We start from the raw sequence: 25,862 nt of genomic DNA on the forward strand, positions 1-25,862 counted from the left end.
TTGAATTCCTACTGTCCGTTGACGAGATTGCCGACTTCCTGCCGAAGCAAGGTTATTCCACTGTCGAAATGGCGCGTCGGATGAATGCGGTTGGTGAGCAGTGTCCAGGCCCTGCCCTTGTCGAAATCAATCCACAGGCCAGTACCTGTAAAGCCCGTATGACCGATCGTGTTCGCAGAACACAATCCTCCGCCTGACCAGTCCTCATATGGCCGCTCCCACCCATGGGTGCGTTTGGCGGACAGAGGTTCTTTCATGAGCGCGATCGCATGCTCGGACGCTCCGGTTCCATCCAGCAGACCTTGCGCGAAATCCAGAACGGAATCGGCCGTTCCGAACAGCCCGGCATGACCGGCTCCCTGCAAGGCGGCGCAGTTGTCGTCATGCACCTCGCCCGACAGCACCCGGTGCCGCCAGGTGCAGTCCTCGGTGGCCGCCGCAGCATCAGATGCAGCAGAGAACGCAAAACCTGGCCCTGGGTCCATGTCACGGATGGAGCACTTGGATAGGCGCTCCAGCGCGAAGCCCAGAAGAATGAAATTGATATCGGAATAGACCGGTTCCCCGGCCTGCCACTCACGCTGCAGGATGAAGCTGCGCAGCAAATCCGGATCGCGGCCATAGGTGTATATCGGGGCAACGGCCGGCAAGGGCGTCTGATGGCCGAGACATTGCCTAAAGGTGATTTTCCGCTCCCAGGCGTTTGCGTCATATTGGCGTAAATCCGGCAGCGCGGAGATGAGCGGTGCGTCGAGATCAATGATGCCCGCTTGCGCCAAAGCAAGGATGCGCGGCGTCGTAAAGATGACCTTGGTCAGCGATGCAAGGTCGAACCACGTGTCGACCCGCATCGGCCTGATATTCGGAATAAGTTGAGCTGAGCCAATCGCCTGGATGATCCGGCGCTGATCCCGATCAACAATGCCGAACACGCCCCCGGGAATGCGGTTGGTTGCTACGGCACTGGCAAGTGGTGCAAAAGCGCGATTGAACAACCGGGAAAGCGCGGCATTGGCGAACTGTTCCGTACGATCAGATGCACTCATGATCTATCCCGCCGTTTGCGAATATGGTGGAGCTTCGGTACGTGCCTTGTGATCGGCACCAAAATGCGTCCAGTCGGCCGGGGCGGGTTCAAAACCCGGCTGGCGCACCAGGGACGGAACCTGCCGCGTATCCAGTTCAAAGTGCTCCTTGCGGCGGCTGACCGTCGGAACGGCGGCAATGAGCCTTTGCGTATAGGAATGCTGCGGATTTGCCAGCACCGCTGCAGCACGACCGATTTCAACAATCTGTCCGGCATACATGACGGCAATCCTGTGGGCGATCCGCTCGACAACGGCCATGTCATGCGAGATGAACAGATAGGCCAGATTGAATTCCCGTTGCAGGTCGACAAGCAGATCCAATACCTTGGCCTGCACGGACACATCCAATGCCGAAACCGCTTCATCCAGAACCACAACGGAAGGGTTCAGCATCAGCGCCCGGGCAATGCACAGGCGCTGGCGTTGACCGCCGGAGAATTCATGCGGATAGCGGTCAAGGCTGTTGGACGGCAGGCCGACACGCTCGATCAGCATGGACATTCTGTCACGCGTCTGGACATCGAGCCGCCCGCCTGCGGCAATCACCGGCTCCGCAAGAATGCTCGCAATGGAGAGCCGCGGATTGAGCGAAGCATAGGGGTTCTGGAAAACCATCTGCACCGGCCGCTGGCTTTGCCGTGCGGAGGCTTCCTGCCTGACGGCAGAAAAGGTGCCGCGCGTGGATTTTGTCAGACCCAGAATGGCGCGCGCCGTTGTCGATTTCCCCGAGCCGCTTTCGCCGACAATCGCCAGTGTTTCCCCTGGCATCAGATCAAAATCCACGCCTTCCACCGCGTGAACCGCACCGGCGGGACGGCGAAAAACACCTGACGTAACCGGAAACCGCACCGTAAGCCCGTCAACCCTGAGAGCCGGATCGACCGATGCCTCGCTGTCGCGTTTGCCGTCGGTACGCGCTGCCTGCCCGCTGGCGAAATGCGGGACGGCATGCAGGAGATGTTGCGTATAGGGATGTTGCGGGTGATCGAGTATCTGGTTCAACTCCCCTTGTTCCACCGCCTGCCCGTTCTGCATCACCATGACCCTGTCGGCAATTCCCGCGACCAGGCCGATATCATGCGTGATGAAAATCATCGACATCCCGGTTTCCCGCTTCAATTCTGCGAGAAGCGCCATGATCTGTGCCTGCACGGTGACATCCAATGCCGTCGTGGGCTCATCGGCAATCAGCAGACGGGAGTTGCACGCCAAAGCCGTTGCTATCATGACGCGCTGGAGCATACCGCCCGATAGCTGGTTCGGATAATATTTCAAGCGTCGCAAAGCGTCCGGAATCCGCACGCGATCGAGCGCGTCCTTGGCAGCCGCACGCGCCTGCTTTCCAGTCAGCCCCCGATGGAGCCGAAAGGATTCTTCAATCTGCGTGCCTATGGAAAGCACGGGATTGAGCGATGTCATCGGCTCCTGAAAAATCATGCCGATTTCAGCGCCGCGCACTTTTGTCAGTTGCGGTTCCGTCGCGGCTGTCAGGTCCAGAATGCTGTTATCGGCCCGTTTCAGCTTTACGGAACCGGAGACGATGCGGCCCCCGCCAAAATCAACGAGCCGATTGATCGAGAGCGCCGTGACGGATTTTCCGGAGCCGCTTTCACCGACGATCGCCAGTGTTTCTCCGGCGGCCACATCAAAGCTTACACCGCGCACAACCTGATTGACCTCGGGGTCGTGGCCGAAGCCGACGCGCAGATCACGGACGGAGAGCAGCGGGCTCATGGGTTTGACCTCCGCATTCTCGGATCAAGGATATCGCGCAACGCATCGCCGAGCAGGTTGAAACCAAGGATGCTCACCATGATTGCAAGGCCGGGGAAGACCAGCAGCCATGGGGCTGTTTCCATCAGATTGCGGCTGTCGCTCAACATCAGACCGAGCGACGATGCGGGCGGCTGCGTGCCGAGCCCAAGGAAACTGAGTCCCGCTTCCGTCAGGAGAGCCCATGCCAGCGCCAGCGTGATCTGAACCGTCAGCGGCGCCACCAGATTGAGCAGGAGATGCCGCGTCAGGATGTATGTGCGGCTGCTGCCGAACGTGCGCGCCGCGTCAACGAAATCACGCGCCTTCAGCGACAGGGCTGGCCCGCGCACGACACGGGTGAATATGGGCGTGTAGACAATCCCGATCGCCACAACGCTGGTCCAGGTTCCCGGTCCGACAATGGCCACAACCAAAAGGGCGAGAAGAATGGCTGGAAATGCCAACAACACATCCATCAGGCGCATGATGATGCCATCCAGCCGATGGCCGAACCATGCCGCGGCCAGGCCAAGGACAGTTCCCGCAAGCGATGCAAAGGCAACCGACAAGAAGGCCACCGTAAAGGACTGCCCTACCCCGCGCATAAGACGGCTGGCGACATCGCGGCCAAACAGGTCGGTGCCCATCCAATAGGTGATGGTGGGAGAGTGCAGACGGTCCAGGCGGTTCTGCATCAACGGGTCATGCGGTGTGAAACCCATAACGCCGAGCAAGGCGATCACGAGGTAGAGCAGGACGATGGCCCCGCCTATTCTGCCGCTTGTATGTCCAAAAATCGCGCGGAGGATGCGCATTACCGTTCTCCCAAACGAATACGGGGATCGAGCGCCGAATAAGCGAGGTCGACCAGAAGATTGACGACCATGAAGTTGAAGGCAATGAACAGCACGCTTCCCTGCAACAGGGCATAATCCCGCTGCAATATCGCATCGAGAACCACGCGCCCCAATCCTGGCAGCGCATAGATCTTCTCGACGAGAACGGCGCCGCCCAGCAGATAACCGAATTCCATACCGCTGAGAGTGACGACCGGGATAAGTGCATTCGGCAGCGCATGCCGCCAGATGACACTGCGCGCCGACGCCCCCTTGCTGCGTGCGGTCCTGACATAATCATCGCTCAGGACATCGAGCATGGCCGACCGGGATATGCGGGTGACGGAAGCGGCAAATGCCAATCCGAGCGTGATGGCCGGAAAGATCAACTGGCTAAGGTTGCGCAGCGGGTCCTTCCAGAAGGGCGAAAACTCTCCCATCGTCGGCAGCGCGCCAAAACCGACGGACAACATGTAGATAATCAGAAGGCCGACAACGAAGCTCGGTGTTGACTGGCCGACCATGGCAAAGATGCGCACCATCAGGTCGGATGGCCTGCCATTATGGGTCGCGGCGAACACCCCTGCCGGAAGACCGATGGCAAGCGCGATGATCATGGAAAGAAAGGCCAGCTCCAAAGTCAGGGGAAAGCGATCAAATATTACGTCGAGCACCGGTTTTCCGTAGGCGACCGAGATACCCAGATCGCCACGGAAAAGCCCGAGCAGCCAGTGCCAGTATTGAACGAGCCAATTCTGGTCGAGGCCGAAATAGGCCGTCAACGCCACGCGTTGTTGCGGCGTCAACAGCCCGGCCTCTGTCCCCAGCATCGCCGTGATGGAATCGCCGGGAACGAGACGGATTGCAACGAACACAAGTATTGAGACGCCGATCAGAACCAGCGGAAACGTCACCAGACGCCGTGTAACATAACCCATCCAGAAACGTCTCCGGGTAAGAAGTGATCGGCAATCCCAGTCCAGCTATTGCTGGACGGTCACCTTACTGAGACCGAAAAGCGAACCGATGGGCGTTGCAGTGAAGCCCTGGACACTCTTTTGCTGTGCCGTATAGCTGTAGGAGGTATAGAGCCAGATCCAGGGAGACATCTCTGCGAGATGTTTTTCGAAATCACTGAAAATGACCTTGCGCGCTGCAGGATCGGTCTCGGCGCGGCCCTTCTGCATGAGACCATCCAGGGTATCGTCAATGTAATTTGCAACCTTTTGCAGGTTTCCGGTCTTGGTCCAGTACCGGCTGTACATCGAATAGGGATCAGCACTGCCGCCATTCAGGGCAACAGCCATGTCGAAATCGCCTTTCAGCCATGTATCGACATAGACGTTCAGTTCCATGACCTTGATATCGAGTTTGACGCCGATTTCGGCCAGTTGGGATTGGATGACCTGAGCCTCTGCGGCGGCTGTTGGCGGTTCGCCGGTTGCCGCGATGACCGTGGCCGAGAAACCCTTCGCATATCCCGCATCGGCCATGAGTTTCTTGGCCTTCTCGACGTCCCGCTTGTAACAGAACAGGCTGTTGGGATCGGCTGCAAAGGACGGTGTCGTTATCGGGCCTGTCACCTTGCCTTCTCCCAGGGAAGCCGTATCGAGAACTTCCTTCCGGTCGATGGCGCAGGAAATGGCCTGCCGTACCGCAAGCTCGGTCATTGGCTTGCGCGACGGATTAAGCTGCAGCACGTGATAGGCAAGCACAGGCGCACGGTTCAGGACCAGTCGCTCTTCCCGTGGAATGAGTGTTGCAATCAGAGGGTCGTTCAGCAGCGCAAAATCAACCTGGCCGGTGCGCATGGCCGCCAGGATCGCCGTTTCGTCGGGAAGAACACTGATATTGATGCCCTCGACACCTGTTGCACCTCCGGCCCACGCCTTGTTGGCAACCAGTATCTCGCGGGAATTCGGATCCCACTTCTCAAGCTTGAAAGGCCCCGAACCTACAGGCGTTGTGCTGATCGCTCCTTTTTCAATTTCACGCGCGGAAATGATCGCCGCGTTCAGATTTGTCATCGCCGTCAGAAGCGGCACATCCGGCTGGGACAGATGAAAAACCACCGTGTGAGGGTCAACGGCTTCGATATTGGCAATCGACAAGAAGTTGGCCCGCGCCACCGCACCGGTCGCCTCATTGAGTATACGCTCAAATGACGCCTTCACATCCGCTGAGGTGACCGGATCCCCGTTCTGGAATTTTGCATTCGGGTTGAGTTTGAAGGTCAATTCCGTACCGTTGGACGAAAACTGCCAGGAATCGGCAACAGCCGGAACAATCTGCAGATTGGCATCCAGACGCACGAGCGGCTCATAAATGAGCTCAAGCAGCCTTATGGAAGAGAATGCGGTCTGCTTGTGCGGATCGAGACCCGTCGCGTCCTGCGACCAGGCCATGCGCAGCGTTGCCGCACTTGCTGGCGAACCCACCATCGCCACGCCAAGGGCTGCAGCTATTGCAAGACAAGAAACCAGTTTCGCTGTTGAACGCCTTTTCATTTTTCTTTTTCCCCCTGGAGCTATTTTGAGCGACCTTATGGACGCTTGATTCGTTTTACTTCCCGCTAAACCGGCATGGTCTTACAACGGCTTTGCATTTATCGCCTTTCGCAGAAAACCTCCTGCATCTTTTAACGCCACCCGCGCTTTTTCCACGTCCATTCCCGTTTTGACCATCAATATCGCCAGCTTCACATCATTGCTTGTCTGATCGAGAGCTTGGCGCGCCTGCTCAGTGGTACAACCGGTTGCCTGCATGACAATACGCGACGCCCTGGCCACGAGTTTTTTATTGCTCGCGTGCACGTCCACCATGAGATTCTGATAGCTCTTTCCGATCCGTATCATACTGGCCGTCGTCAGCATGTTGAGAATGAGCTTCTGCGCGGTGCCGGATTTCAACCGGGTTGACCCGGTAAGAACCTCCGGACCGACAACGGGAGAAATCGCGATATCGGCAATTCCGGCAATGATTGAATCCGGGTTGCAGGACAAGGCAACGGTCGAAGCCCCTACCTGTTTGGCGTAATTCAGCCCACCGATCACATAGGGCGTGCGTCCGCTAACCGCGATACCCACAACCACATCCTGTGCCGTCAGTCCAATGTCCCGCAGCGCTTGTTCCCCCTTGTGCGGATCGTCCTCAGCGCCTTCTATGGCCCTGACCATCGCCTCGGGACCGCCCGCGATCAGCCCCACCACCACGCCTTCAGGTACACCGAAGGTTGGCGGACATTCCGACGCATCCAGAACCCCCAAACGGCCGCTGGTTCCCGCTCCCATATAGATCAGCCTCCCACCGGCTTGGAAGGCAGTGACGACCCGGTCAACTGCCGTAGAGATATGCGGAATAACCTTCTCGACAGCCGATGGCACGCCTTTGTCTTCATCATTGATCTTCTGCAAAATATCGGCAGTCGGCAGAAGATCGATCTGCATCGTCTGCGGATTTCGGCCCTCGGAGACCAGTTTTTCCAACTCGGATATCAACGCTTGCTCAGTCATCGGCCAACTTTCGGGAGAACTGCATTTAATGAAAATGCGATACCGGCGAAAAGCGATGAGATCGCATCTCACCGGGGTCGTCCGCGCATTGCATGAATTGTCTATTCCGCATCCGGAATGCGGCCGCTCGCTCCCTGGTGCAACAGCTCTCATTCTTTTTATGTTAACTTTTTATGATTTATTATTCCTTACGTCAATATAAATTTGGAATTATATATTCCTAACCAGACGCGTTTATCCATCGGCTGAAACTGGCAGTTCACTTGCCTTCCGCAAACGGACGGCCATGATTGAGCGCCGCTTACCGAAAATGATGATGGGCAGTCGTAGTCTGAAGTCTCAGCACGATTTTCTCGCCAGAATGATCGCACCTGAAACCGCATCACCATCGGCGGGTTTCAGGCGGCGGCGAATGTCGGGAGCCAACCATGGCTCCAGCGGCGTCGACAGCCCTCCGAGAAGCGTGACGCGGGGCGCACCTTTTTCGATCAGCGCGCGGACGATGGAGTCAATCTGTTCAGCCGCTCCCTGAACCAGACGCCGCCCCACCATGTCACCCTGATCTGCATGGCGCATCACCATGGGTGCGAGCACGGCATAATCGGTCGCCGTCGCCCGATCCATCCATGCAACCACCTCCACGGGGTCGTTCTGGAACCGCTGCATCACTTCGCCCAGCAACGCACTCTGTTCGTGGCGGCCGTCAAAAGCCCGCAACGCGAGTTGGACAGCCTTCAATCCGAGATCCGCGCCACTGCCTTCATCGGATATTGGAAAGCCATACCCGCCAACCCGCAGATCGCGCGCCCCGGCGAAACCGAGACCGATGGAACCCGTTCCGGCAATGACAATTGCGCCATCCGCGCCGGAGTGAGCCCCCAGACAGGCGGCAACACCATCGCTCGTGAAAGCGATGCTGGCAAACGGATGAGGGATAGCCCGAAGCGCCTCAACCGCGCCCTTGCGGCCGATGCCGGCAAGACCGATACCGGCATGCATGCGTGCGGTTTCCCGCTCCGTGAAACCGGCTTCCGCTATTGCCGAGGTAAAGGCGCTGGCAACGGAAGCCCAGGCCGCGTCCACGCCAAGACGGGTTGTCGCGGGTCCGGAGAGCCCTTGGCCGAGGACCGCACCAAAGCCGTCTTCAATGCGGGCGCGGCAGCCCGTGCCACCGCCATCGACGCCAAGAAAAAACAATTTCTCATGCATGGCGTCGCTCATGAGCTGATCCGCTCGATATCAGCGCCGCAGAGCCGAAGCTTGCGATCCAGCTGCTCATAGCCGCGATCAAGGTGATATACTCGGTTGATGATCGTCTCACCTTCACAAACGAGCCCCGCCAGGACGAGCGAGACGGAAGCCCGCAAATCCGTCGCCATGACCTGTGCACCGTGCAGCGGTTCCCCGCCGCGCACCAGCGCAGTCGTTCCCTGCAGCGTTATGTTCGCCCCCAGACGCATGAGCTCCGGGACATGCATGAAGCGGTTTTCGAATATGGTTTCGCGCAGCAGTGATGCGCCCTGACTCCGGCACGTCAATGCCATGAACTGGGCCTGGAGATCCGTGGGGAACCCCGGATAGGGCTCCGTGGTGATGTCAACGGCCTTCAGCGGCCCCTCCCGAGACACAATCAGGCCCCGGTCGCTGGGCCAGACGCTGACACCTGCCGCTTCAAGCGCTTGCACAACGGAAGCCAGATGCTCCAGACGGGCATGGGTCAGCTCGAGCTGACCGCCGGTAATGGCCGCAGCGATTGCATAGGTGCCCGCCTCTATCCGGTCAGGGATGATAGCATGCCGGGCGGGGCGCCACGTCGTATCGCCTTCCACCAGAATGCGATGCGTCCCGGCCCCTTCGATGCGGGCTCCCATCGCATTGAGGCAGGCGGCGAGGTCAACCACTTCCGGTTCGCGTGCAGCATTGAGGATTTCCGTTTCACCTTTTGCTGCGGTGGCCGCCATCATGGCCGTTTCGGTCGCCCCCACGGATGGAGAGCTGAGAACAATGCGCGTTCCCCGCAGCGAACTTTGCGCAGATGCAACGATGACGCCGTTCTCGATGGCAATATCGGCCCCAAGCGCGGCAAGTGCACTGACATGCATGTTGACGGGCCGGGCACCAATTGCACATCCGCCGGGCAGCGAAACCCTGGCATGCCCGAAGCGGGCGAGCAGCGGCCCAAGAACCAGTATGGTCGCACGCATTCGCCTGACTGTGTCATAGGATGTTTCCTTCGACACAACGGCGCTTGTATCGATGGTTGCCGCATGCGGCGACCGGTCAATGCGCGCGCCGTGGAGTTGCACCACGCCCAGCATGTTCTCGACGTCATTGACAGCTGGCAGATTGGTCAGTTCCAGCGGATAGGGACTCAGCAGCGCAGCGGCGATTTGCGGGAGTGCCGCATTTTTCGCGCCGGAAATCGTCACCGCGCCTTCCAGCCTGTTTCCCCCGATGATCCGTAATCTATCCATGATAACCACTGCCTGATCTGAGGAGCATGAAAATAGGGTGGGCTTCGTTCGACACCCTCTTCACCTGCAGGTTGCGTTCGACATAGAAGGCACAACCATCATGGCGATGCACAAAAACTAATTGATCATTCCACGGTGTCAATTGATTTAGGAATATATTATTCTACGTCAGATTATTTGCGGCGCGATGCTTTTATCGGGAACGCTTCTGACGCCATTGCGAGGAGTAGCCAGTGCTTTGAATTGACGGTAGGTATGTCATTTCGGCGAGCCTGAAGGCTCCGATTATTCCATAGGTCCGCGCTTTGGCGCGAGCAGCCTGAACGGCCAACGCGCAAAGGAACGCATGTCTATACTGCAGAAAATCAATGCACAGTTGGACTCCATGGCGCCTGCCGATCGCCAGATCGGGCAGTTCATCATCGACAATCCGGATCAGATGCTGCGGCTGTCATCGGCTGCTCTGGCCGTGGAGACGGGCCGGAGCCAGTCCAGTGTGGTGAAGTTCAGCCAGAAGCTCGGCTACGCCGGCTATATGGAGCTGAAGCTCGCCGTCAGCGAAGCCAAGGCACAGGAATGGACAGCTCCGGCGGGAATGATCCACGGTACGATCGAAATAGGCGACAGCTATCTCGTCATCCTGCAGAAACTGATCGGCAGCAAACAATTGTCGATGCAGCAGACGGTTGCCGTCAACAATGAAAAGGACATCGGCATCGCTTTGGAAATCCTGCGCAAGGCCCGGCGCATTCATATGGCAGGTGTCGGCGCATCGTCGCTGGTGGCACGGGATTTTGCCTATAAGCTGATGAAGCTCGGGCGCAATGTGCTGCACGACAGTGACAGCCATGTCCAGATGGCCAACGCATCCACGCTTGGAGCTGATGACGTCTTGTTCGCCCTCTCCTATTCAGGCGACAGTATCGAGACGTTGCGCATTGCCGAGCTTGCCAGCCAGCGCGGCGCGACCGTCATTGCCGTGACAGGGCTGAAGGATAACCCGCTGAGCCGCGTCGCGGACATTCGGCTTTACACCTTTGCCGATGAAGAACGCGTTCGCTCTTCATCCATCACGGCAAGGGATGCGCAATTGACGCTGACCGACCTGTTGTTCATCCTGTTCATTCAGGGGCAACCGGATGCCCATGAATATATTCACAACAGCGAAGTTGCAGTCTCCGTTCTGAAGGCTGAGCACCTCTAACGGCCCCGGCAGGCTATCCATACCGGCATCGGCTTCGCTTATGAAACGGCCTGGATTGCCCTGATTCTGTCGAGGCCTCCGACAATGGGAGCGAATTGCTGCCATACCCCCTGCGCGCCGCCTTCCCACGCCGCGCGATTTTCCGGCTGGAGAATTTTACCCCCGTGATCCCCAGCGGCTTTCATCGATCCGGTTTCGTCCTCGACGATCAATTGGCTGAAGTAACCGGCACCGGCGGCTGACGCTTCAAGGAATATCTGCTTTTGCTCGGCGTTGAGGCTGCTCCAAAACGCCGCCGAATAATAGACAACACCAGACGCCCAGACATGGCCAGTCTCGGTCAGATACGGCACAACTTCGTACAACTTGAAACCCGCATAGGCCGATTTCGTCAGGTCCATTGCGTCTGCGACGCCGGTCGACAGAGCGTTATAGGTTTCGGTGATAGGGATGCCGATCGGCGTGGTGCCAAATGCGGCCCAGAGCTTGGTATGCAGAGGGCTCTGGACAACCCGAATCCGCTTGCCCTTGAGCTGTTCTGGTCGCGTGACGGGTTCCTTGGTCAGAAGATGGCGCGCGCCGTAGTTGATATAGCCGCCGACGACAAAATTCTGTGCGAGAAGTTTCTCCTTGAGTCCTGTTCCCACCTCTCCCTGTACGACTTTACGCACATGCCCGGCATCGCGGAAGAGAAACGGCAGATCAAGAATCTGCAACTCGGGCACCCAGCCGGAAAGCCATGACACTGTTGACTGACTGGCCTGGATCGAGCCGAGCCGCACGCCTTCCGCAACTTCCTTCTCGCCCCCGAGCGCACCATTCTTGACGATATTGAACCTGAACTGGCCGGGCAGCTTCGCTTCGACGAGGTCGCGAATTTTGAACCATATCTTGGTTTCCGGTTTGTCATCGCCGAAAAGAGAGGCAACCGTGATCGTTTTGGTTTGAGCGGCGGCACGGCCGACAAGCACAGGGGCGGCAAGCACTGCCGTTCCAACGACGGCGACGGATTTGATGAAGGTACGGCGATGCATGGTCATTGGATGGCTTCCTGATTTCTAGAAAATGATGGCCCAGGCGCAAATGATCGCCAGAGATACGAGCAGAGCGAAGAGATAGGGAACAACAGCGCGAAACAGCGCCGATGCCGGCAGACGCGTGACACCGCTGACGACGAAGATCAGCATGCCAAGGGGTGGTGTCAGCCCATGGATCATCAGATTGACGACGATGATCACCCCGAAATGGACGGGATCGATACCGGCGACCACCGCGGCGGGGAGCAGGATCGGTCCAAACAGAAGTATTGCGGCTCCGATATCGAGCACCAGCCCGACGACGAGCAAAATGAGATTCGAAAGCAGCAGCACGGCGATTGCGCTTCCGCCGAGCGCGGAGGTCAGATTCGAGATAAGCCCGGAGACATCGTCCACCGCCAGCAGGAATGCAAACGGCCCCGCGGTTCCGATCAGCAGTCCGATGGCCGAGGCTTCCGTCGCTGCCTGCCTGAACGCGCTGACGAGCGAACCGAACCGCAGACGCGCGCCGATCCCGAGCAGCAGCGTATAGATCGCCGCAAGTGCCGCCGCTTCCGTCGTTGTGACGACGCCCATGCGGATACCGACGACAACGATGATGCCGAGGCCGAATGCCGGAATTGCTCCGATGGCGGCATTCCAGCGTTCTGCTCCGCTCGCGCGCGGTTGGGGCTGTTGCTCGCGAACGGTGATGTGGATGGCGACTGCAAGGCAGATGGCCATCACGCCGCCGGCAAAAAATCCGCCAACAAGCAGCGAGCCCACCGAGAGATTGGTCGCCGCGGCCAGGATCAGGAATGCGACGGACGGCGGGATGATGTTGTCAAGAACCGAGGTGGAGGCAATGATGGCGGCGGCCTGCGCTGGCGGATAGCCGCGCTTGACCAGTTCGGGCTGGAATGTCGATGCACCAAAGGCCGCATTGGCAACGGATGAACCTGACGCACCGGAAAACAGCACGCTGGTCAAAAGCGTCGTCTGCGCCAATCCGGCGCGGCGATGGCCGACAAGCGCGGATGCGAACCGCACCAATTGGTTGGCAACACCCGAGGCCGTCAGCAATCCGCCGGCCAGCAGGAAGAAAGGAATGGCTAGAAGCAGAAACTTTGACATGCCGGTGACCGTGGAGGCGACAACGGCAGGCTCGGGCAATGTACTGCCGAAGGCAATCACGACATAGGCCGCCGCAAGAAATGCGTGCGGCAGCGGCGCTGCCACCACCAGACCTATGGCCGCGATCAATCCGAGAACAATGCTTGGAGGCCAGGCGCGCCCCAAATCAAGGTGCGGAATAGCAAAGTAAAGGGCAGCTCCGATTATATAGGCCGTGACAATCTGCACTACTTTGCCATCTGCCAAGCGTTGCAACAGCACGGCGACAAGCAACAATGAACCGCCCGCGCCGAGGAAACCGAACCGTATCCACTCCGGCAGCCCCAATGTCGGTGAAACACCACCGAGCAATGTCATGATCTCGCTGCCACCGAAGCTCAGGATAAATCCGGTCAAGACCGTAAAGATATCGGCGATGGCATTGGCAACAACTCTGCCAGATGGAGGCAACAGGTTGGCAAAGACGTCAAGCCGCATGGCCAGGGCACTGTTCAGACTGAGGGGCGCGCCGAAAGCGATGAGTGCAACGTGCAGCCACACCGACAGGTCCTCCGACCCCATGAAGCCAGCACTGAACACGTACCGCAGCACGACCGTTGCCAGGACAGCCGCGAGCAAGAGTGCGAGCAAAGCAGCACAGAGCCAGCCAAGCACAGTTTCCAATCGCCTGAGCAGTTGGCCTGAAATCCGGGCAAGTCCAGCGCCGGGTAGAGGTTCTGTGGTTTCAATGAGGGTCACGAATTTTTCTCTTTTGCTTAGGCGGTAAGAAGCTATGCGGATTTGGCACTGCCGAGATCTTTGTCGAACAATGTCGACCAGGTGAAATGTTTCGCTTGCGAAACCTCTCGCGTAACGTCGAGACGCGGCAGCACCAATTCGCCAAAGCGATATGCCTCCTCCAGAAGCGGCATCCCGGAGAGAATGAACGTGTCGACACCCGCCTGCCTGTAGGCGTCCATCGTCCGCAGAACGGTGTCGGGAGAACCAACGATGGCGGTCCCCGGTCCGGGGCGGACAAGACCGATTCCGGCCCACAGATTGGGCGCTATCTCGAGATCGCGCAGATCATCCGGCTTGTGGCCTCCATGCAGCGCACTCATGCGTTGCTGACCAACGGAATCACTCTTGGAGACAAATCGCTGATTGGCGGCGATCGCGGCGGCATCCATGCGCGCATAAAGATCATTGGCGGCATCCCACGCCTTGGCGTCGGTCTCCCTCACGATGACGTAGAGCCTGATCCCATATTCAAGCGTCCGGCCGAGCCTGGTGGCCCGCTCCTTGACTGCATCGATCTTCCGCCTGATCTGGTCGGGGGTTTCGCCCCAGGAGAGGTAAACGTCGACATGCTTGGCTGCAACGTCGAGCGCCTTGTCGGAAGAACCGCCGAACCAGAGTGGCGGCGGTGCGATACTGGTTCCAACGGGCAAGGCGAGTTTGGCACCCTCCGTTGAAAAATACCTGCCCTGATGGGTCACGCTTTCGCCGGCAAAGAGCCGATGCCAAAGGGTGAGATATTCGTCCGCCATGTCGTAACGCTGGTCGTGCGGCAGTGTCATTCCGTAGGCACCCAGCATTTTGGCATCGCCCGAAACGACATTGACGAGCAAGCGACCGCGCGAAAACTCCTGAAACGTTGCAGCCATTTTGGCAAGCAGCGTTGGCGCAATCAGACCGGGATGGACCGCCACCAGAAATTTCATGCGCTCGGTGTAGGGAAGAAGCGCGCCCGCCAGAACCCAGACATCGTGAGCCCCGGTTGCAAAGAGTGCTCCGGTATAGCCGAGATGATCATAGGCCTGCGCCAATTGCCGGTAATAGCCGTAGTCGACCTGGCGCGAGCCTTCAGGCTGCCAGGGATAGGCACCATCCGGTGCGCACATGTACCAAAGTACGTTCATGACATTCTCCTCCGCTCAGACACCGCGGGCTAACTGTCCAAGGCGGACGGGGTTCTTAAAATATCCATGTCGATACAAGGTGTCTGCCTCTTCCTGCTGCTCGGCGATGATGTGTTGATCGGCTGCCACGACGCTGAAGTCCCGGGATCGAACCACCCGCTCCCATGCGTCGAGGTCGGCATCGCCCGCACCATTCGCAACAAGCCGTTCGGCGGCAATGTGCGCATCCGCTGCCACCTCGCAACCGATGCGGGACAATTCCGCGACAATCTGCTGGCGAATTTCCTTGGACAGCCGGCGATCTTCCGTCGTCCAGAACAGCGAGCGGTTGGGAATTGTCGAACCGCAACGCGCAATCAGACGAATGTCGCTGCGTTCCATCGCCTTTTCCAGACGTGGCGCCATCGCAATCCAGGCATCCACACGTCCTTCAAGCAGGGCCGGCAGTGAATCTGCTGCCCCGGTTTCGAGGCGGCTGACATCCGGCAGTCGCAGCCGTTCGCCTTCGAGGGCGCGCGCCAGAAGATATGTATGAAACGAACCGTCGATCAGAGAAATACGCTTCCCCCTCAGATCGGCAACGGAACGGATGGGGCTGTCCCTGGCGACGAAAATACCACCATTGGCTGGCCGTGGCGCGGAAGCCGCGATGTAGGTGACATTCCAGCCCGTGGCCTCAGCAGCAATCGGCGGTGTCGATCCGGTACCGCCAAAATCGATCTGACCGTTACCGATAAGCCTGATGGTGTCGCGGCCTTCGTTGTAATGGACAAATTCCGGCTCAAGCCCCGAAAAAGCTTCGGGCCAGGCTTGTGCAAGGCGCAAGTGCAAGTTGCTCGGATGAACGCCGATTTTCATGCTGATGTTCCAATAGGATTGAAATGACTGCAGAAAACAATTTATATTTTTATATATTGTTGAGGAAAGGCAGCCATCCCAATTCATGCACTGTGGCGAGACAAGATTTCCAATGGCCGGGGAAAGGGGAGAACAATTTTGCATTCTTGCCGGAGGCCGGTTTTGCGCATTGAAAGCGAAGACACCTCAATCTATCTTTTTATGAATGATGAGGGACACCAGTCATGGCAAAAACGATTTCGCCCAAACTCTGCCGCAGCGTGGGAGACGCAAGCGAGCTGCTCAAGCACATTGCCAATCCCAACCGCCTTTCGATCGTATGCTATCTGATGGAGCAGGAAAGCTCCGTGTCACATCTTGAGGAGGAGCTCGGCATTCGCCAGCCCACGCTTTCCCAGCAGTTGAGCGAATTGCGCGATGCCGGCATTATTGAAGGGCGGCGTGACGGCAAGACCATTTTCTATCGTGTCGCCGACCACAGGATTGAAAGACTGGTGCAAACACTGCGCGACCTGTTTTCCGGACTGGACGATGTTACCGGCAAGCATTCGATGAAAAATTCTGGCGGCATCCCCGTCGATGAAATGATGTTCGACTGAAGCCGCCGTGATTGACCTTTACACATGGATCACCCCCAACGGATTGAAGGTTGCCATCGCGCTCGAAGAGTTCGGCGTGCCATACCGCATCCAAGCCATCGACATCACCAGGGGAGAACAGTTTGCCGCCAGCTATCTCGATATAAACCCCGGCGGGAAAATACCCGCAATCATTGACAATGAAACCGGTATCAAACTCACGGAATCGAGCGCGATTCTGCTCTATCTGGCGGAAAAAACCGGAAAGTACCTGCCACGCAAGGGCATTCCGCGTGTGCAAACCCTGGAGTGGCTGATGTGGCAGACCGGCGGGCTGGGGCCGACGCTGGGGCACGCGCATCACTTCCTGACCTACCATCAGGGGAAGGCTCCGTTTGCAGAGGACCTTTTCCGCAATGATACCCGCCGTCTCTATGGAACGCTGGACGCACGACTGGCTGACCGCCCTCATCTGGCCGGCGACTATTCGATAGCCGATATGGCGGCATGGCCGTGGGTTTCACGGTTCAAACGTCACGAGATCGATCTGCACGACTACCCCCACGTGAAACGATGGTACCTTCATATCGCCGAACGGGAAGCAGTCCAGCGCGGCTATCGTGTGCCCCATTTCACGGGAGCGGTGCCGCTACCTTGACGGATGATCACGCCAAATTGCCCACCTGCTCCACGTTGGATGCGGGGGACGGCGATTTGATCCGGGGGAAATCATAGCCATTCACCTTGGATGTCATGTATCCGGCCCCGACCAGCGCTTCGGCAACCTTGACGGCTGCCGTGACGCCGTCAATAACGGGAATACCGGTCGCGGCACTGAGCCGGTCGCATAACAACGACATGCCCGCACAACCAAGAACGATCGCTTCCGCGCGGTCTTCCAGTTTCGCCTTGCCGATTTCAAGCACGAGAAGACGCTCTGCCTCGACCGGGTCCTCATCCAGTCCCAGCACCGGCAGATTGATGGAGCGCACGTTGCGGCAATGATGGTTCGCGCCGTAAGCGCTGACCAGATCTTCAATAATCGGGATGGAGCGGGGCAATGTCGTGATCACCGTGAAGCGCCGGCTGATGGTCATCGCGACCTGTATGGCGGCCTGGCAGATGCCGATCACGGGGCCCCGTGCAATCTCGCGTGCCGCATGCAGGCCGGGATCATCGAAGCAGGCAATGACATAGGCATCCACGCCTTGCGCCTGCCCCTTGCGTATTTCGGAAAGCATGGCCGGAACAGCCATGGCCTCGTCGGCCCCACCCTCGATGCTCACCGGCGTATCCACGGGATTAACCGCGGTGACGCGCGTTGTCGGATAGGCCACCCGGACGGCACTTTCCAGAACCTGGGAAGTCATGGACGCAGTGGAGTTTGGATTGATGAGAAGAATATGCACGGTCGAGTTCCTTCAGCGCCACTTAATCGCGGCGGGATTTGGTAAAATCGGCAATTGGCGGAGGCGCCAGAACGAACTGTCGATCGGATGTGATGTAATTATCGGCGTGGAGACGGGCGATGGGCTGATAAACGTCCGGATTGACGTAGCGCCCCTCCGCGTCAAGGCAATCGCGGCGCACATGCATGTGGACGACTTCGCCAAGGACAAGCACCCGCTTCGGAAATTCGATCAGGCGCTCGACGCGGCATTCCAGGGCACAGGGAGCCGTGGCAGCATACATCGCGTCGATTTGATTGCATGTGGCCGCCTCAAGACCGGCCATCTCCAGTTCATCGACCTCGCTGTCGAAACCCAGCCCGCAAATGAGCATCTGCTGCGCCATGCTCATATCCACCATGTTGACGGCAAACTCACCCGTACGGCGGATATTGGCAATCGTGTCTTTCTCTTCCCCCGACGGCCGGGGTTGTACACCGAGGATCAGGATCGGCGGATCATGCGAGAACACATTGAAGAAGCTCATCGGCGCCGCATTGCTGTGGCCGGCGCTTGAACGGGTCGTTACCAGGGCGATCGGCCGCGGGCCGATAAAATTCGTCAGCAGACGATATCGGCTCTCTGGTTCAAGCTCTGTAAAATCAAACTGCATGCCGACTCTCCCGTTTCGCTATATAGTGTACAATTATTGGGCATTATTGTCTACAATCATGCAGACAAAACGAGTTGACATTTTCCATTTGATCGCGATTGTCTGTCACAATCGGGAGACAGGTACATGACTGAACAAGCAGGGGCTTCAACACAGCAGATTGTTGAACGGGTATGGCTTTCCATTGCCGAGCGCAGGCTTCGGCCCGGCGTGCAACTCAAGGAAGGGCAACTGGCAGCGATCTTCGACGTCAGTCGTGCCCGCATCCGCCAGGCGTTGGTTGCACTTGAACGGGATGGGCTCGTCACGATCATCCCGAACCGCGGCGCATTTGTCTGCCAACCTTCGGTGGATGAAGCACGGGATGTCTTCTTTGTCCGCCGTGCGGTCGAACGCTGTATTGTCGAGCGGCTTTGCAAATCAATCTCCAAGGTAAATGTCACGCGGCTGCGAACCCATGTTTCCAAAGAACGAACCGCCAATGCACAGGATAGCACGACCGATATCATCAAGCTGTCAGGCGGCTTCCATCTCTTGCTTGCAGAGGTCGCGAACTCGGACTTTCTTTTCGCCACGATGCGCGATCTGATCGCAAGAAGTTCCCTCATCACTGCGGTCTACCGCAACACCAATCGCTTCAACTGCGGGCCGGACGAACACGCCGAAATTGTCGACGCAATCGCAAATGGCGATCTTTCCAAGGCAACAGGGCTCATGGAGCACCACCTTGAACATGTGGAGGCCGAGCTCGATCTGAGCGAAATCCGTGATCTTCCGCACGATTTGCGTTCCGCGCTGGCCTGAACCGCTGACCGTCATTCTGCTGCAGTTGCAATCTTCTCCTCGACCAGATGGCATGCCACGCGCGTGCCGCCCTGAAGAGTACGAACCTCTGGCACTTCGGCCGAGCAGCGTCCAATGGCAACCGGACACCGCGGGTGAAAAGTACAACCGGATGGCGGCTTGAGCGGGCTCGGCACCTCGCCGCCGCCAACGACCCGGTCCCTGTTCGGCTTCTGAACATTGGGAATCGTCTGCAAGAGAAGCCGCGTATATGGATGCCGTGGGTTGGCAAACAGCTCTTCCGTATCCCCCTCTTCGACGATACGCCCGAGATACATCACCGCAATGCGGTCCGACATATGCCTGACAACGCTCATGTCATGGCTGATGAACAGATAGGTAAGACCGAATTCGTCCTGCAATTTGCGCATAAGGTTGAGAACCTGCGCCTGCACCGACACATCGAGCGCAGATGTCGGCTCGTCGCATACGAGGAATTCGGGTTCGCTGGCGAGCGCCCGTGCGATTGAAATACGCTGGCGTTGACCACCCGAAAACTCATGCGGATATTTTTCGCCATCCGAAGCCGATAGCCCGACGGTCTCGAGCAGTTCCTCAACGCGATCGGCGATTTCATTCGACGTTTTGAGCAGCTTCATCTCGCGCAGCGGCTCGGCAACGATGTTCTTCACACGCCACCGGGGATTGAGCGAGGCATAGGGATCCTGGAAGATCATCTGCACCGAAAGTGGCGCCCCATTGCGTCCCGGTGCAAAGCGAAGTTCGCCACTGCTGGGTTTGTGCAACCCGGTTACAAGACGCGCAACCGTTGATTTGCCGCAGCCGCTTTCTCCGACGATGCTGAGGCATCCGCCTGTGGGCACGGTGAAGCTGATGTCATTGACGGCTTGCAGAAGCTGACGCGGTTTGCGCTCGATAACCCGGCTCAGCCACGGTGCCGAGACGTCGAATGTCTTGACGAGACGTTCGGCGGTAAAAGCCGGCATTTTTTGTCCGGTCCCGGTCATGCTGTTCCTCCCGCGTTGAGCCAGCAGGCGCTTGCGCCATCGCCCGCCGGCATGAGTTCAGGTTGCTCTCGAATACAGCGCGGTCCGACCGATTTGCAGCGCGGATTGAAAGCACACCCATCCGGAATCGCATCTAGCCGGGGCATGGATCCGTCGATCTGGTTGAGGCGCTCCACGCGGGCAGCAAGTGCCGGAATGGAAGCCATGAGGCCGCGCGTGTAGGGATGCGCCGACGCGCGCAACACCTGATTGACCGAACCAACCTCGATCAACCGGCCCGCATACATGACCGCCACCCTGTCGGCTGCTTCTGCGATGACACCCATATCATGGGTGACCAGCATGACAGCCGTGCGCTTCTCCTTGCAAAGTTTACGCAGCAGCGAAATGATCTGCGCCTGAATGGATACGTCCAGCGCCGTGGTTGGCTCGTCGGCGATCACCAGCTTGGGCGAAGCCGCGAGTGCCAGGGCGATGACCACTCTCTGCCGCATCCCGCCCGAGAACTGATGCGGATAATGGTTCACCCGCTCATCCGGAGAAGGAATGCCGACCTCTCCGAGTAATTCGATCGCCCGGGCTTTCGCCTGCGATTTGCTCATGTTGAGATGCTGGCGGATTGTCTCGCTCAGTTGGGCACCCACCGTGAACAGCGGGTTCAGCGAGGTCAGTGGATCCTGAAAGATCGCACCGATTTTGCGCCCGCGGATTTTTTCCATCTCATAGTCATCAAGGGTATCAATCCGGCGATTTTCGAGCCAGATTTCGCCGCCGCTGATATGGCCGGGGCGCTCAAGCAGACCTTGAATGGCCAGACCGGTCATCGACTTGCCGGCTCCGGATTCGCCGACCACGCCAAGAATCTCGCCTGCCCGGATGTCGAGACTCACATCCGAAAGCGCGGCCACTGTTCCGTGGCGTCCAGGGAATTCCACCGTGAGATTGCGAACCTCAAGGATGGGCTGATCCATTGTTTCACCCATGTGCGCTGCTCTCTATTGGATAACTCGGAGGGAATATTTCGGCGACCGATGGATGCGCCCAGCTTCGCTCGGGATATTTGGCAATCAGTCCGTCAAACTGTTTCTGTATGCGTTCCCGGGCAGACATCATGTCGATGCCTGCAACCTCACCGAACAGCATGGAAGGACGCCCGTCGACAAAGGCCGCCCGTGTCACCTTGCCGGATCCGCCGGTAACAAGCGTCGTGATCGGATCGATCGATGGCGCCATGATCGCATCGTCAAGGCCGAACACCGCAATATCCGCGCGCGCCCCCGGTGAAAGAAGGCCAAGATCCGTTCTGCCGAGCGCCCGCGCACCGCCAAGCGTTGCGGCGTCGAAAAGATCAGCGCTGCGCACCCGGTCCGGCACCCCGTCATTGATACGCGATGTGATCAGGCCGATGAGCAGATTCATCAACATGTCGGCCGGTGCCGTGTCGGTACCCATCGCAATATTGATCCCGCGGTTCCGGCATGCGGAAAACGAGTTCAGCGTGTTGCCGCCGCGGGCAGACACCAGCGGACAATGCACAATTGAAACACCGTTGGCCGCATAAAGGCGAAGATCTTCGTCCGTTGCGCTGGTTGCGTGCGGCGCAATCAACCGCTCGCTCAAAAGTCCCGATTTCGCGAGCCAGACCGGCGCTGTCGAGCCATGCAGCGCACGGACCGTATCGACCTCCATGACGCCTTGCGCCATGTGCAGGCGGATCTTGCAACCGAGTTCGCGTGCTGCGGCATCGGTACGTTGCAGCAATCCGGCCGTGCATGTCTCAACACGGTCGGGCGCAAGCATACCCCGCACGAGATCTCCGTGACGGCCGGTCTGCCGTTCGATGAAGCGCACGGCATCTTCCAGGCCGCGCAAGCCGCGCTGCTCATCGAACACCGGGCGTATATGCCCTGGATTTTCAAGGACCATGCCGCCCGATCGGTAGGCGGGACTGAGATAGACCCGCAAGCCGAGGTCTCCAGCCGCATCCGCAGCGGCATCGAACTCGGCAACAGTCTCACCCCACTTGCGATAGAACAGCGACGCGATCGGCGCGGCGGTGGTTATGCCGTTCAACAGAAGCTGACCGAAGGCAAACCGCTTCTGGAAGGCCAGCTCTTCCGGCGTATACATCTCGTAGGGGCCCGCCTCAACATAAGAGCGGGGCCAGACCCGCCCCTTGGCCCAACCCGGATGGTTGTCGATGCCGAGGATCGTCGTGTCGAGATCGGAGAGTGCGTCAAGGTCGATGAACCCTGGACTGATCAGCGATCTCCCGAAATCGACACGGCGTGCCACCTCTCCTGGAAAGTGATGCCCGACGAACAGAATTTCGCCGTTCTCGAATACAACTTCTCCTTTATGGACAAGCCTATGGGCCCCATCACGATGGCCAAGCACCCAATCGGCAGTCAACAGCGTCCGCCCTTCGGGCCTGCGGCCAAGCGTCAGCGTCTCGAATCCGGCTTTTGTCATGGCATGTCCACAATGGCTTGGCCTTGCCGTGCCGTGACACGTCCGCCCTTGATGACCAGCGGACGCGGGGCAATGTCGACAACCGCATGCGCCAGGGTCTCACCCGTCAGAAGGGTCAGGTCGGCCGCGCAACCCACTTGTAGACCATAACCTTCGATCTGCATCACGTCAGCGCCGCCCTGCGAGGCGATATGCAGAACATGTTCAAGTTCGCGGTCTTTCCGCAGCCCGTTTTTCATGCCGATGATCTTGGCACGGTCGAGCATGTCGGGCTGGCCCCATGGCCCCCAGGTGTCGCGAATACCATCGCAGCCGCCGCCGACGCGTATGCCGGCTTCCTTCAGTCGCATGACCGACGGAACCGAAGCAGACGGCGCGCCCGTAGTGAGGATCGCCACATCGAGTGCTGCGAGTTCATCCATCAGCTTTCCGACCCGCAGATAGTCGTTCATCCCGAGCGCAAACGCGTGGCTAATGGCAACTTTACCCTGCATGCCGCTTGCGCGGATACGCTCAAAAATGAGCTCCATGGTGAATGCGCCGAGATCCCCGACCTCGTGCAGATGAATATCGATCGGTCGCTGATGTTTGACGGCAAGCGCAAATATCGTGTCGAGCTGGCCCTTCGGGTCGCGATCTATACCGCAGGGATCGATACCTCCCAGCACCTCACAACCTTGCCGCAGCGCCTCGTCAAGCAGTTCGGCGGTGCCGGGCATGACCATGACACCGGACTGAGGGAAGGCAACGATTTCGATATCGATGATGCCGCGCAATTTCTCGCGGGTTTCCCAAACGCCTTCCACGATGGACAGGCCGTGGGTCGGGTCGATATCGACATGGCTGCGGATATGGGTTGCACCATGCGCCGCCAGCCCGATCGCATGCCGCATGGACTGCCGGTGCGGATCAATGCCGATCGCACTGCGGTTCTCGCGCTCAAAATCAATGCGCTCGCGCAGTACAGCCGCCCGGTTGTTCTCGTGCCACGGCATGCCCCATGTCGTCTTGTCGAGATGCGTATGGGCATCGATGAGACCCGGAATGACAATGGAGTTGCCTCCATCCTCGACCGGCATGCCGGGCTCCGGTGCGAATTGACCGAAACCGGCTATTTTCCCATCCTTGATCAGGACATCACAGCTGTCGCCAGCCATGGGCCGTACATTACGGAGCAATAGATTGGTCATGTGTCATCTACCTCAATTTCGGGTTTAGAGCGTCGCGCAACCAGTCGCCCAGCAGGTTCACCGCAACGACGAGAAGGCAAAGCTGGAGCACGGGAAACAGCACGATCCACCACGAACCGGAAAACAGGAACTGGTTGCCGATGCGGATCAAGGTTCCCAGCGACGGCTGACTGGGTGGCATACCTATGCCGAGGAAAGACAGCGTCGCCTCAGTCAAAATCGCCATGCCGAAGTTCAATGTCGCTGCCACAAGGACCGGTGTGAGCGTGTTTGGCAGGATATGGTTGGCCATGATCCGGCGAGCCGGTACCTTGATGAGCCTGGCTGCGTGCACATAGTCCTTGCCGCTCTCCACAATCGTCTGGGCGCGAACCGTGCGCGCATACTGAACCCATGCCGACAGCGCGATAGCAAACACCAGCACGGCCGAAGCCCCCATTTCCCGAAGTTCCGCGGGAAGCATTTGCCGGACGACCGTCGAAACCAGAATGGCGACGAGAATGGTAGGGATCGAAAGCGTGACATCGCCGATGCGCATCAGAAGGTTGTCGACAAAGCCGCCGAAATAACCCGCCACGAGGCCGGCACTCATGCCGATCACCAGGGACAGGGCGACCGACGCAATGCCGATGAAAATGGAGATGCGTGTCCCGTAAAGGATGGCCGAGAGCATATCGCGGCCTTGCGTATCGGTTCCGAGCAGATAGGGCCATTCACCATTTTGCTCCCAGATCGGCGGCAGCTCCGCTTTCCACATGTCCAGCTGTGCCCCGTCATAGGGGTTTTGAGCCGCGATCAGCGGCGCAAACAGTGCCGTCAAGATCAGGATTGCCAGAATGATGGCACCCCCGATTGCTACCTTGCTATGCGTGAATGACCACCAGAGGTCGCTGTTGCGCATGCGCCTGAGAAGCGGCGCTCGTGCAGGCCTTGGCGCTTTCGGTGTCTTCGATACGTCTGTTGTCATCGGACAGGTCCCTGACTCTGGGGCTAGCGTGTGCTGCGCAAACGCGGATCGATGACCGCATAAGCGATATCCACGAGCATATTCAGAACAACGAAAATGAAAGAGATGATGCACAGATAGGCCGCCATCACGGGGATATCGATGAATGTTACAGCCTGGATGAACAGCATGCCCATACCCGGCCATTGGAACACGGTTTCCGTGATGAGCGCGAAAGCGATCAATGAGCCCACATTCATTGCCGTCATCGTGACAACCGGCATGAGGCAGTTTCTCAGCGCGTGGCGGAAATAGATGCGCCAGCGGGGAATGCCTCTCGCCCGGGCGAATTTAATGTAGTCGGACCGGAGCACCTCCAGCATCTCTGCCCGCACCAGCCGCATGATCAGCGTGATCTGGTAGAGCGACAGCGCGATTGACGGCAGGATGAGGGCGGCCCGTCCCGACGATGTCAGCAACCCGGTCGACCACCAGCCAAGTTTGACGACGTCACCGCGTCCGAATGCCGGCAGCCACCCCATGCTGACCGAGAACACCAGGATCAGCAGGATACCGACGACGAAACTCGGCAACGACACGCCGACAATGGAGAGAAATTGAAGCCCTTCCGTGTACCACTTACCGCGCTTGATCGCTGTAAGAACGCCAAGAGGAATGCCGAACACCAGAGAAATCAGTGTTGCCACCAGCACCAGTTCCAGGGTTGCGGGAAACCGGTCTGCGATCAGCGTCAGAACATCCTGGCCGTTGCGATAGGAGATACCGAAATTGCCCTCAGCCGCATGGATGACAAAGCGGACGTACTGGGTAGGCAGGTTATCGTTGAGGCCCAGCCGTTCACGCAGATTGTCGCGATCGGCCTGCGTCATCTGTTCATTCGCCATAAGCTCAACCGGATCGCCGGCGAGCCGGAAAATCAGGAAGGCGAGCATAGCCACTGCGAGCATCACCAGGATTGCGTTTGCCAAGCGCCTCACAATAAAAACCAGCATCTGTCGCCTCCCT

24 protein-coding genes are annotated in these 25,862 nt (G+C 58.5%); 4 read left to right on the forward strand and 20 right to left on the reverse strand.

Annotation, left to right across the window (positions count from 1 at the left end; translation table 11 throughout):
* Nucleotides 1-8 precede the first annotated feature (8 nt).
* From J1W56_RS16210 to murA, 8 genes are all read right to left on the reverse strand, one after another.
* The gene (locus tag J1W56_RS16210) at nucleotides 9-1,046 is read right to left on the reverse strand and encodes a serine hydrolase domain-containing protein (protein ID WP_223614303.1); all 1,038 of its coding nucleotides are present in this window, start codon (nucleotides 1,044-1,046) and stop codon (nucleotides 9-11) included.
* A 3-nt stretch (nucleotides 1,047-1,049) separates the two neighbouring features.
* Nucleotides 1,050-2,822 (reverse strand): ABC transporter ATP-binding protein, encoded by a 1,773-nt coding sequence (locus tag J1W56_RS16215; protein WP_223614304.1) that lies wholly within the window; start codon nucleotides 2,820-2,822, stop codon nucleotides 1,050-1,052.
* Nucleotides 2,819-3,658 carry an ABC transporter permease gene (locus J1W56_RS16220; protein WP_223614305.1) on the reverse strand — a complete coding sequence of 280 codons (840 nt, stop codon included), beginning with the start codon at nucleotides 3,656-3,658 and terminating at the stop codon, nucleotides 2,819-2,821. Before J1W56_RS16220 ends, J1W56_RS16215 begins: the two co-directional genes overlap by 4 nt.
* A complete protein-coding gene (locus J1W56_RS16225) occupies nucleotides 3,658-4,617 on the reverse strand; it encodes an ABC transporter permease (protein WP_223614306.1) in 960 nt (319 codons plus the stop codon). The genes J1W56_RS16220 and J1W56_RS16225 overlap by 1 nt, the downstream gene beginning before the upstream one ends.
* A gap of 45 nt (nucleotides 4,618-4,662) precedes the next feature.
* Nucleotides 4,663-6,186: an ABC transporter substrate-binding protein gene (locus J1W56_RS16230; protein ID WP_223614308.1), complete on the reverse strand. Its 1,524-nt coding sequence runs from the start codon at nucleotides 6,184-6,186 to the stop codon at nucleotides 4,663-4,665.
* An 81-nt stretch (nucleotides 6,187-6,267) separates the two neighbouring features.
* The gene (gene murQ / locus J1W56_RS16235) at nucleotides 6,268-7,191 is read right to left on the reverse strand and encodes an N-acetylmuramic acid 6-phosphate etherase (RefSeq protein WP_223614309.1); all 924 of its coding nucleotides are present in this window, start codon (nucleotides 7,189-7,191) and stop codon (nucleotides 6,268-6,270) included.
* A 339-nt stretch (nucleotides 7,192-7,530) separates the two neighbouring features.
* Complete coding sequence (locus J1W56_RS16240) at nucleotides 7,531-8,412, reverse strand: N-acetylglucosamine kinase (RefSeq protein ID WP_223614310.1); 882 nt, start codon at nucleotides 8,410-8,412, stop codon at nucleotides 7,531-7,533.
* Nucleotides 8,409-9,665, reverse strand: coding sequence for a UDP-N-acetylglucosamine 1-carboxyvinyltransferase (gene murA / locus J1W56_RS16245; RefSeq protein ID WP_223614311.1), 1,257 nt, complete (start codon nucleotides 9,663-9,665; stop codon nucleotides 8,409-8,411). The genes J1W56_RS16240 and murA overlap by 4 nt, the downstream gene beginning before the upstream one ends.
* A gap of 346 nt (nucleotides 9,666-10,011) precedes the next feature.
* Here murA and J1W56_RS16250 point away from each other — a divergent pair, with 346 nt between their 5' ends.
* Complete coding sequence (locus J1W56_RS16250) at nucleotides 10,012-10,869, forward strand: MurR/RpiR family transcriptional regulator (protein ID WP_223614312.1); 858 nt, start codon at nucleotides 10,012-10,014, stop codon at nucleotides 10,867-10,869.
* Nucleotides 10,870-10,907: 38 nt separating this feature from the next.
* Here the strand turns inward: J1W56_RS16250 and J1W56_RS16255 are convergent, their stop codons facing one another.
* The 4 genes from J1W56_RS16255 to J1W56_RS16270 are packed head-to-tail and all read right to left on the reverse strand — an operon-like array spanning nucleotide 10,908 to nucleotide 15,778.
* The gene (locus J1W56_RS16255; RefSeq protein WP_223614313.1) at nucleotides 10,908-11,909 is read right to left on the reverse strand and encodes a TRAP transporter substrate-binding protein; all 1,002 of its coding nucleotides are present in this window, start codon (nucleotides 11,907-11,909) and stop codon (nucleotides 10,908-10,910) included.
* A gap of 18 nt (nucleotides 11,910-11,927) precedes the next feature.
* Nucleotides 11,928-13,748 carry a TRAP transporter large permease gene (locus tag J1W56_RS16260; protein WP_223614582.1) on the reverse strand — a complete coding sequence of 607 codons (1,821 nt, stop codon included), beginning with the start codon at nucleotides 13,746-13,748 and terminating at the stop codon, nucleotides 11,928-11,930.
* Between the two features lie 41 nt (nucleotides 13,749-13,789).
* A complete protein-coding gene (locus J1W56_RS16265) occupies nucleotides 13,790-14,920 on the reverse strand; it encodes an LLM class flavin-dependent oxidoreductase (RefSeq protein ID WP_223614314.1) in 1,131 nt (376 codons plus the stop codon).
* Between the two features lie 15 nt (nucleotides 14,921-14,935).
* A complete protein-coding gene (locus tag J1W56_RS16270; protein WP_223614315.1) occupies nucleotides 14,936-15,778 on the reverse strand; it encodes an ABC transporter substrate-binding protein in 843 nt (280 codons plus the stop codon).
* Between the two features lie 224 nt (nucleotides 15,779-16,002).
* Here J1W56_RS16270 and J1W56_RS16275 point away from each other — a divergent pair, with 224 nt between their 5' ends.
* Both J1W56_RS16275 and J1W56_RS16280 read left to right on the forward strand, forming a co-directional pair.
* On the forward strand, nucleotides 16,003-16,377 hold the full coding sequence (locus J1W56_RS16275; protein ID WP_223614316.1) for an ArsR/SmtB family transcription factor: 375 nt from the start codon (nucleotides 16,003-16,005) through the stop codon (nucleotides 16,375-16,377).
* A 7-nt stretch (nucleotides 16,378-16,384) separates the two neighbouring features.
* Nucleotides 16,385-17,014, forward strand: a complete 630-nt coding sequence (locus tag J1W56_RS16280) for a glutathione S-transferase family protein (RefSeq protein WP_223614317.1) — start codon at nucleotides 16,385-16,387, stop codon at nucleotides 17,012-17,014.
* A gap of 7 nt (nucleotides 17,015-17,021) precedes the next feature.
* On the opposite strand, the gene J1W56_RS16285 is transcribed toward J1W56_RS16280, so the two are convergent.
* Together J1W56_RS16285 and J1W56_RS16290 are read right to left on the reverse strand one after the other, a co-directional pair.
* Nucleotides 17,022-17,765, reverse strand: a complete 744-nt coding sequence (locus J1W56_RS16285) for an aspartate/glutamate racemase family protein (protein WP_223614318.1) — start codon at nucleotides 17,763-17,765, stop codon at nucleotides 17,022-17,024.
* 22 nt (nucleotides 17,766-17,787) lie between these two features.
* Nucleotides 17,788-18,417, reverse strand: coding sequence for a flavin reductase family protein (locus tag J1W56_RS16290; RefSeq protein WP_223614319.1), 630 nt, complete (start codon nucleotides 18,415-18,417; stop codon nucleotides 17,788-17,790).
* 126 nt (nucleotides 18,418-18,543) lie between these two features.
* Between J1W56_RS16290 and J1W56_RS16295 the strand changes: the two genes are divergently transcribed.
* A complete protein-coding gene (locus tag J1W56_RS16295) occupies nucleotides 18,544-19,221 on the forward strand; it encodes a GntR family transcriptional regulator (RefSeq protein ID WP_223614320.1) in 678 nt (225 codons plus the stop codon).
* Nucleotides 19,222-19,232: 11 nt separating this feature from the next.
* Here the strand turns inward: J1W56_RS16295 and J1W56_RS16300 are convergent, their stop codons facing one another.
* Genes J1W56_RS16300 through J1W56_RS16325 form a run of 6 tightly spaced genes read right to left on the reverse strand, consistent with a single transcriptional unit; the run spans nucleotide 19,233 to nucleotide 25,849 of the window.
* Nucleotides 19,233-20,228 (reverse strand): ABC transporter ATP-binding protein, encoded by a 996-nt coding sequence (locus J1W56_RS16300; protein WP_223614322.1) that lies wholly within the window; start codon nucleotides 20,226-20,228, stop codon nucleotides 19,233-19,235.
* Nucleotides 20,225-21,199, reverse strand: coding sequence for an ABC transporter ATP-binding protein (locus tag J1W56_RS16305; RefSeq protein WP_404928222.1), 975 nt, complete (start codon nucleotides 21,197-21,199; stop codon nucleotides 20,225-20,227). Before J1W56_RS16305 ends, J1W56_RS16300 begins: the two co-directional genes overlap by 4 nt.
* Before the next feature lie 4 nt (nucleotides 21,200-21,203).
* Nucleotides 21,204-22,700 carry an amidohydrolase family protein gene (locus tag J1W56_RS16310; protein ID WP_223614325.1) on the reverse strand — a complete coding sequence of 499 codons (1,497 nt, stop codon included), beginning with the start codon at nucleotides 22,698-22,700 and terminating at the stop codon, nucleotides 21,204-21,206.
* A complete protein-coding gene (locus tag J1W56_RS16315) occupies nucleotides 22,697-23,890 on the reverse strand; it encodes an amidohydrolase family protein (RefSeq protein WP_223614326.1) in 1,194 nt (397 codons plus the stop codon). Before J1W56_RS16315 ends, J1W56_RS16310 begins: the two co-directional genes overlap by 4 nt.
* A gap of 7 nt (nucleotides 23,891-23,897) precedes the next feature.
* Nucleotides 23,898-24,857, reverse strand: a complete 960-nt coding sequence (locus J1W56_RS16320; protein ID WP_223614327.1) for an ABC transporter permease — start codon at nucleotides 24,855-24,857, stop codon at nucleotides 23,898-23,900.
* A 23-nt stretch (nucleotides 24,858-24,880) separates the two neighbouring features.
* Nucleotides 24,881-25,849: an ABC transporter permease gene (locus J1W56_RS16325; RefSeq protein ID WP_223614328.1), complete on the reverse strand. Its 969-nt coding sequence runs from the start codon at nucleotides 25,847-25,849 to the stop codon at nucleotides 24,881-24,883.
* Nucleotides 25,850-25,862: the final 13 nt, after the last annotated feature.

Origin of the sequence: Phyllobacterium calauticae, from assembly GCF_019991125.1 — a bacterium.
GTDB lineage: Bacteria > Pseudomonadota > Alphaproteobacteria > Rhizobiales > Rhizobiaceae > Phyllobacterium > Phyllobacterium calauticae.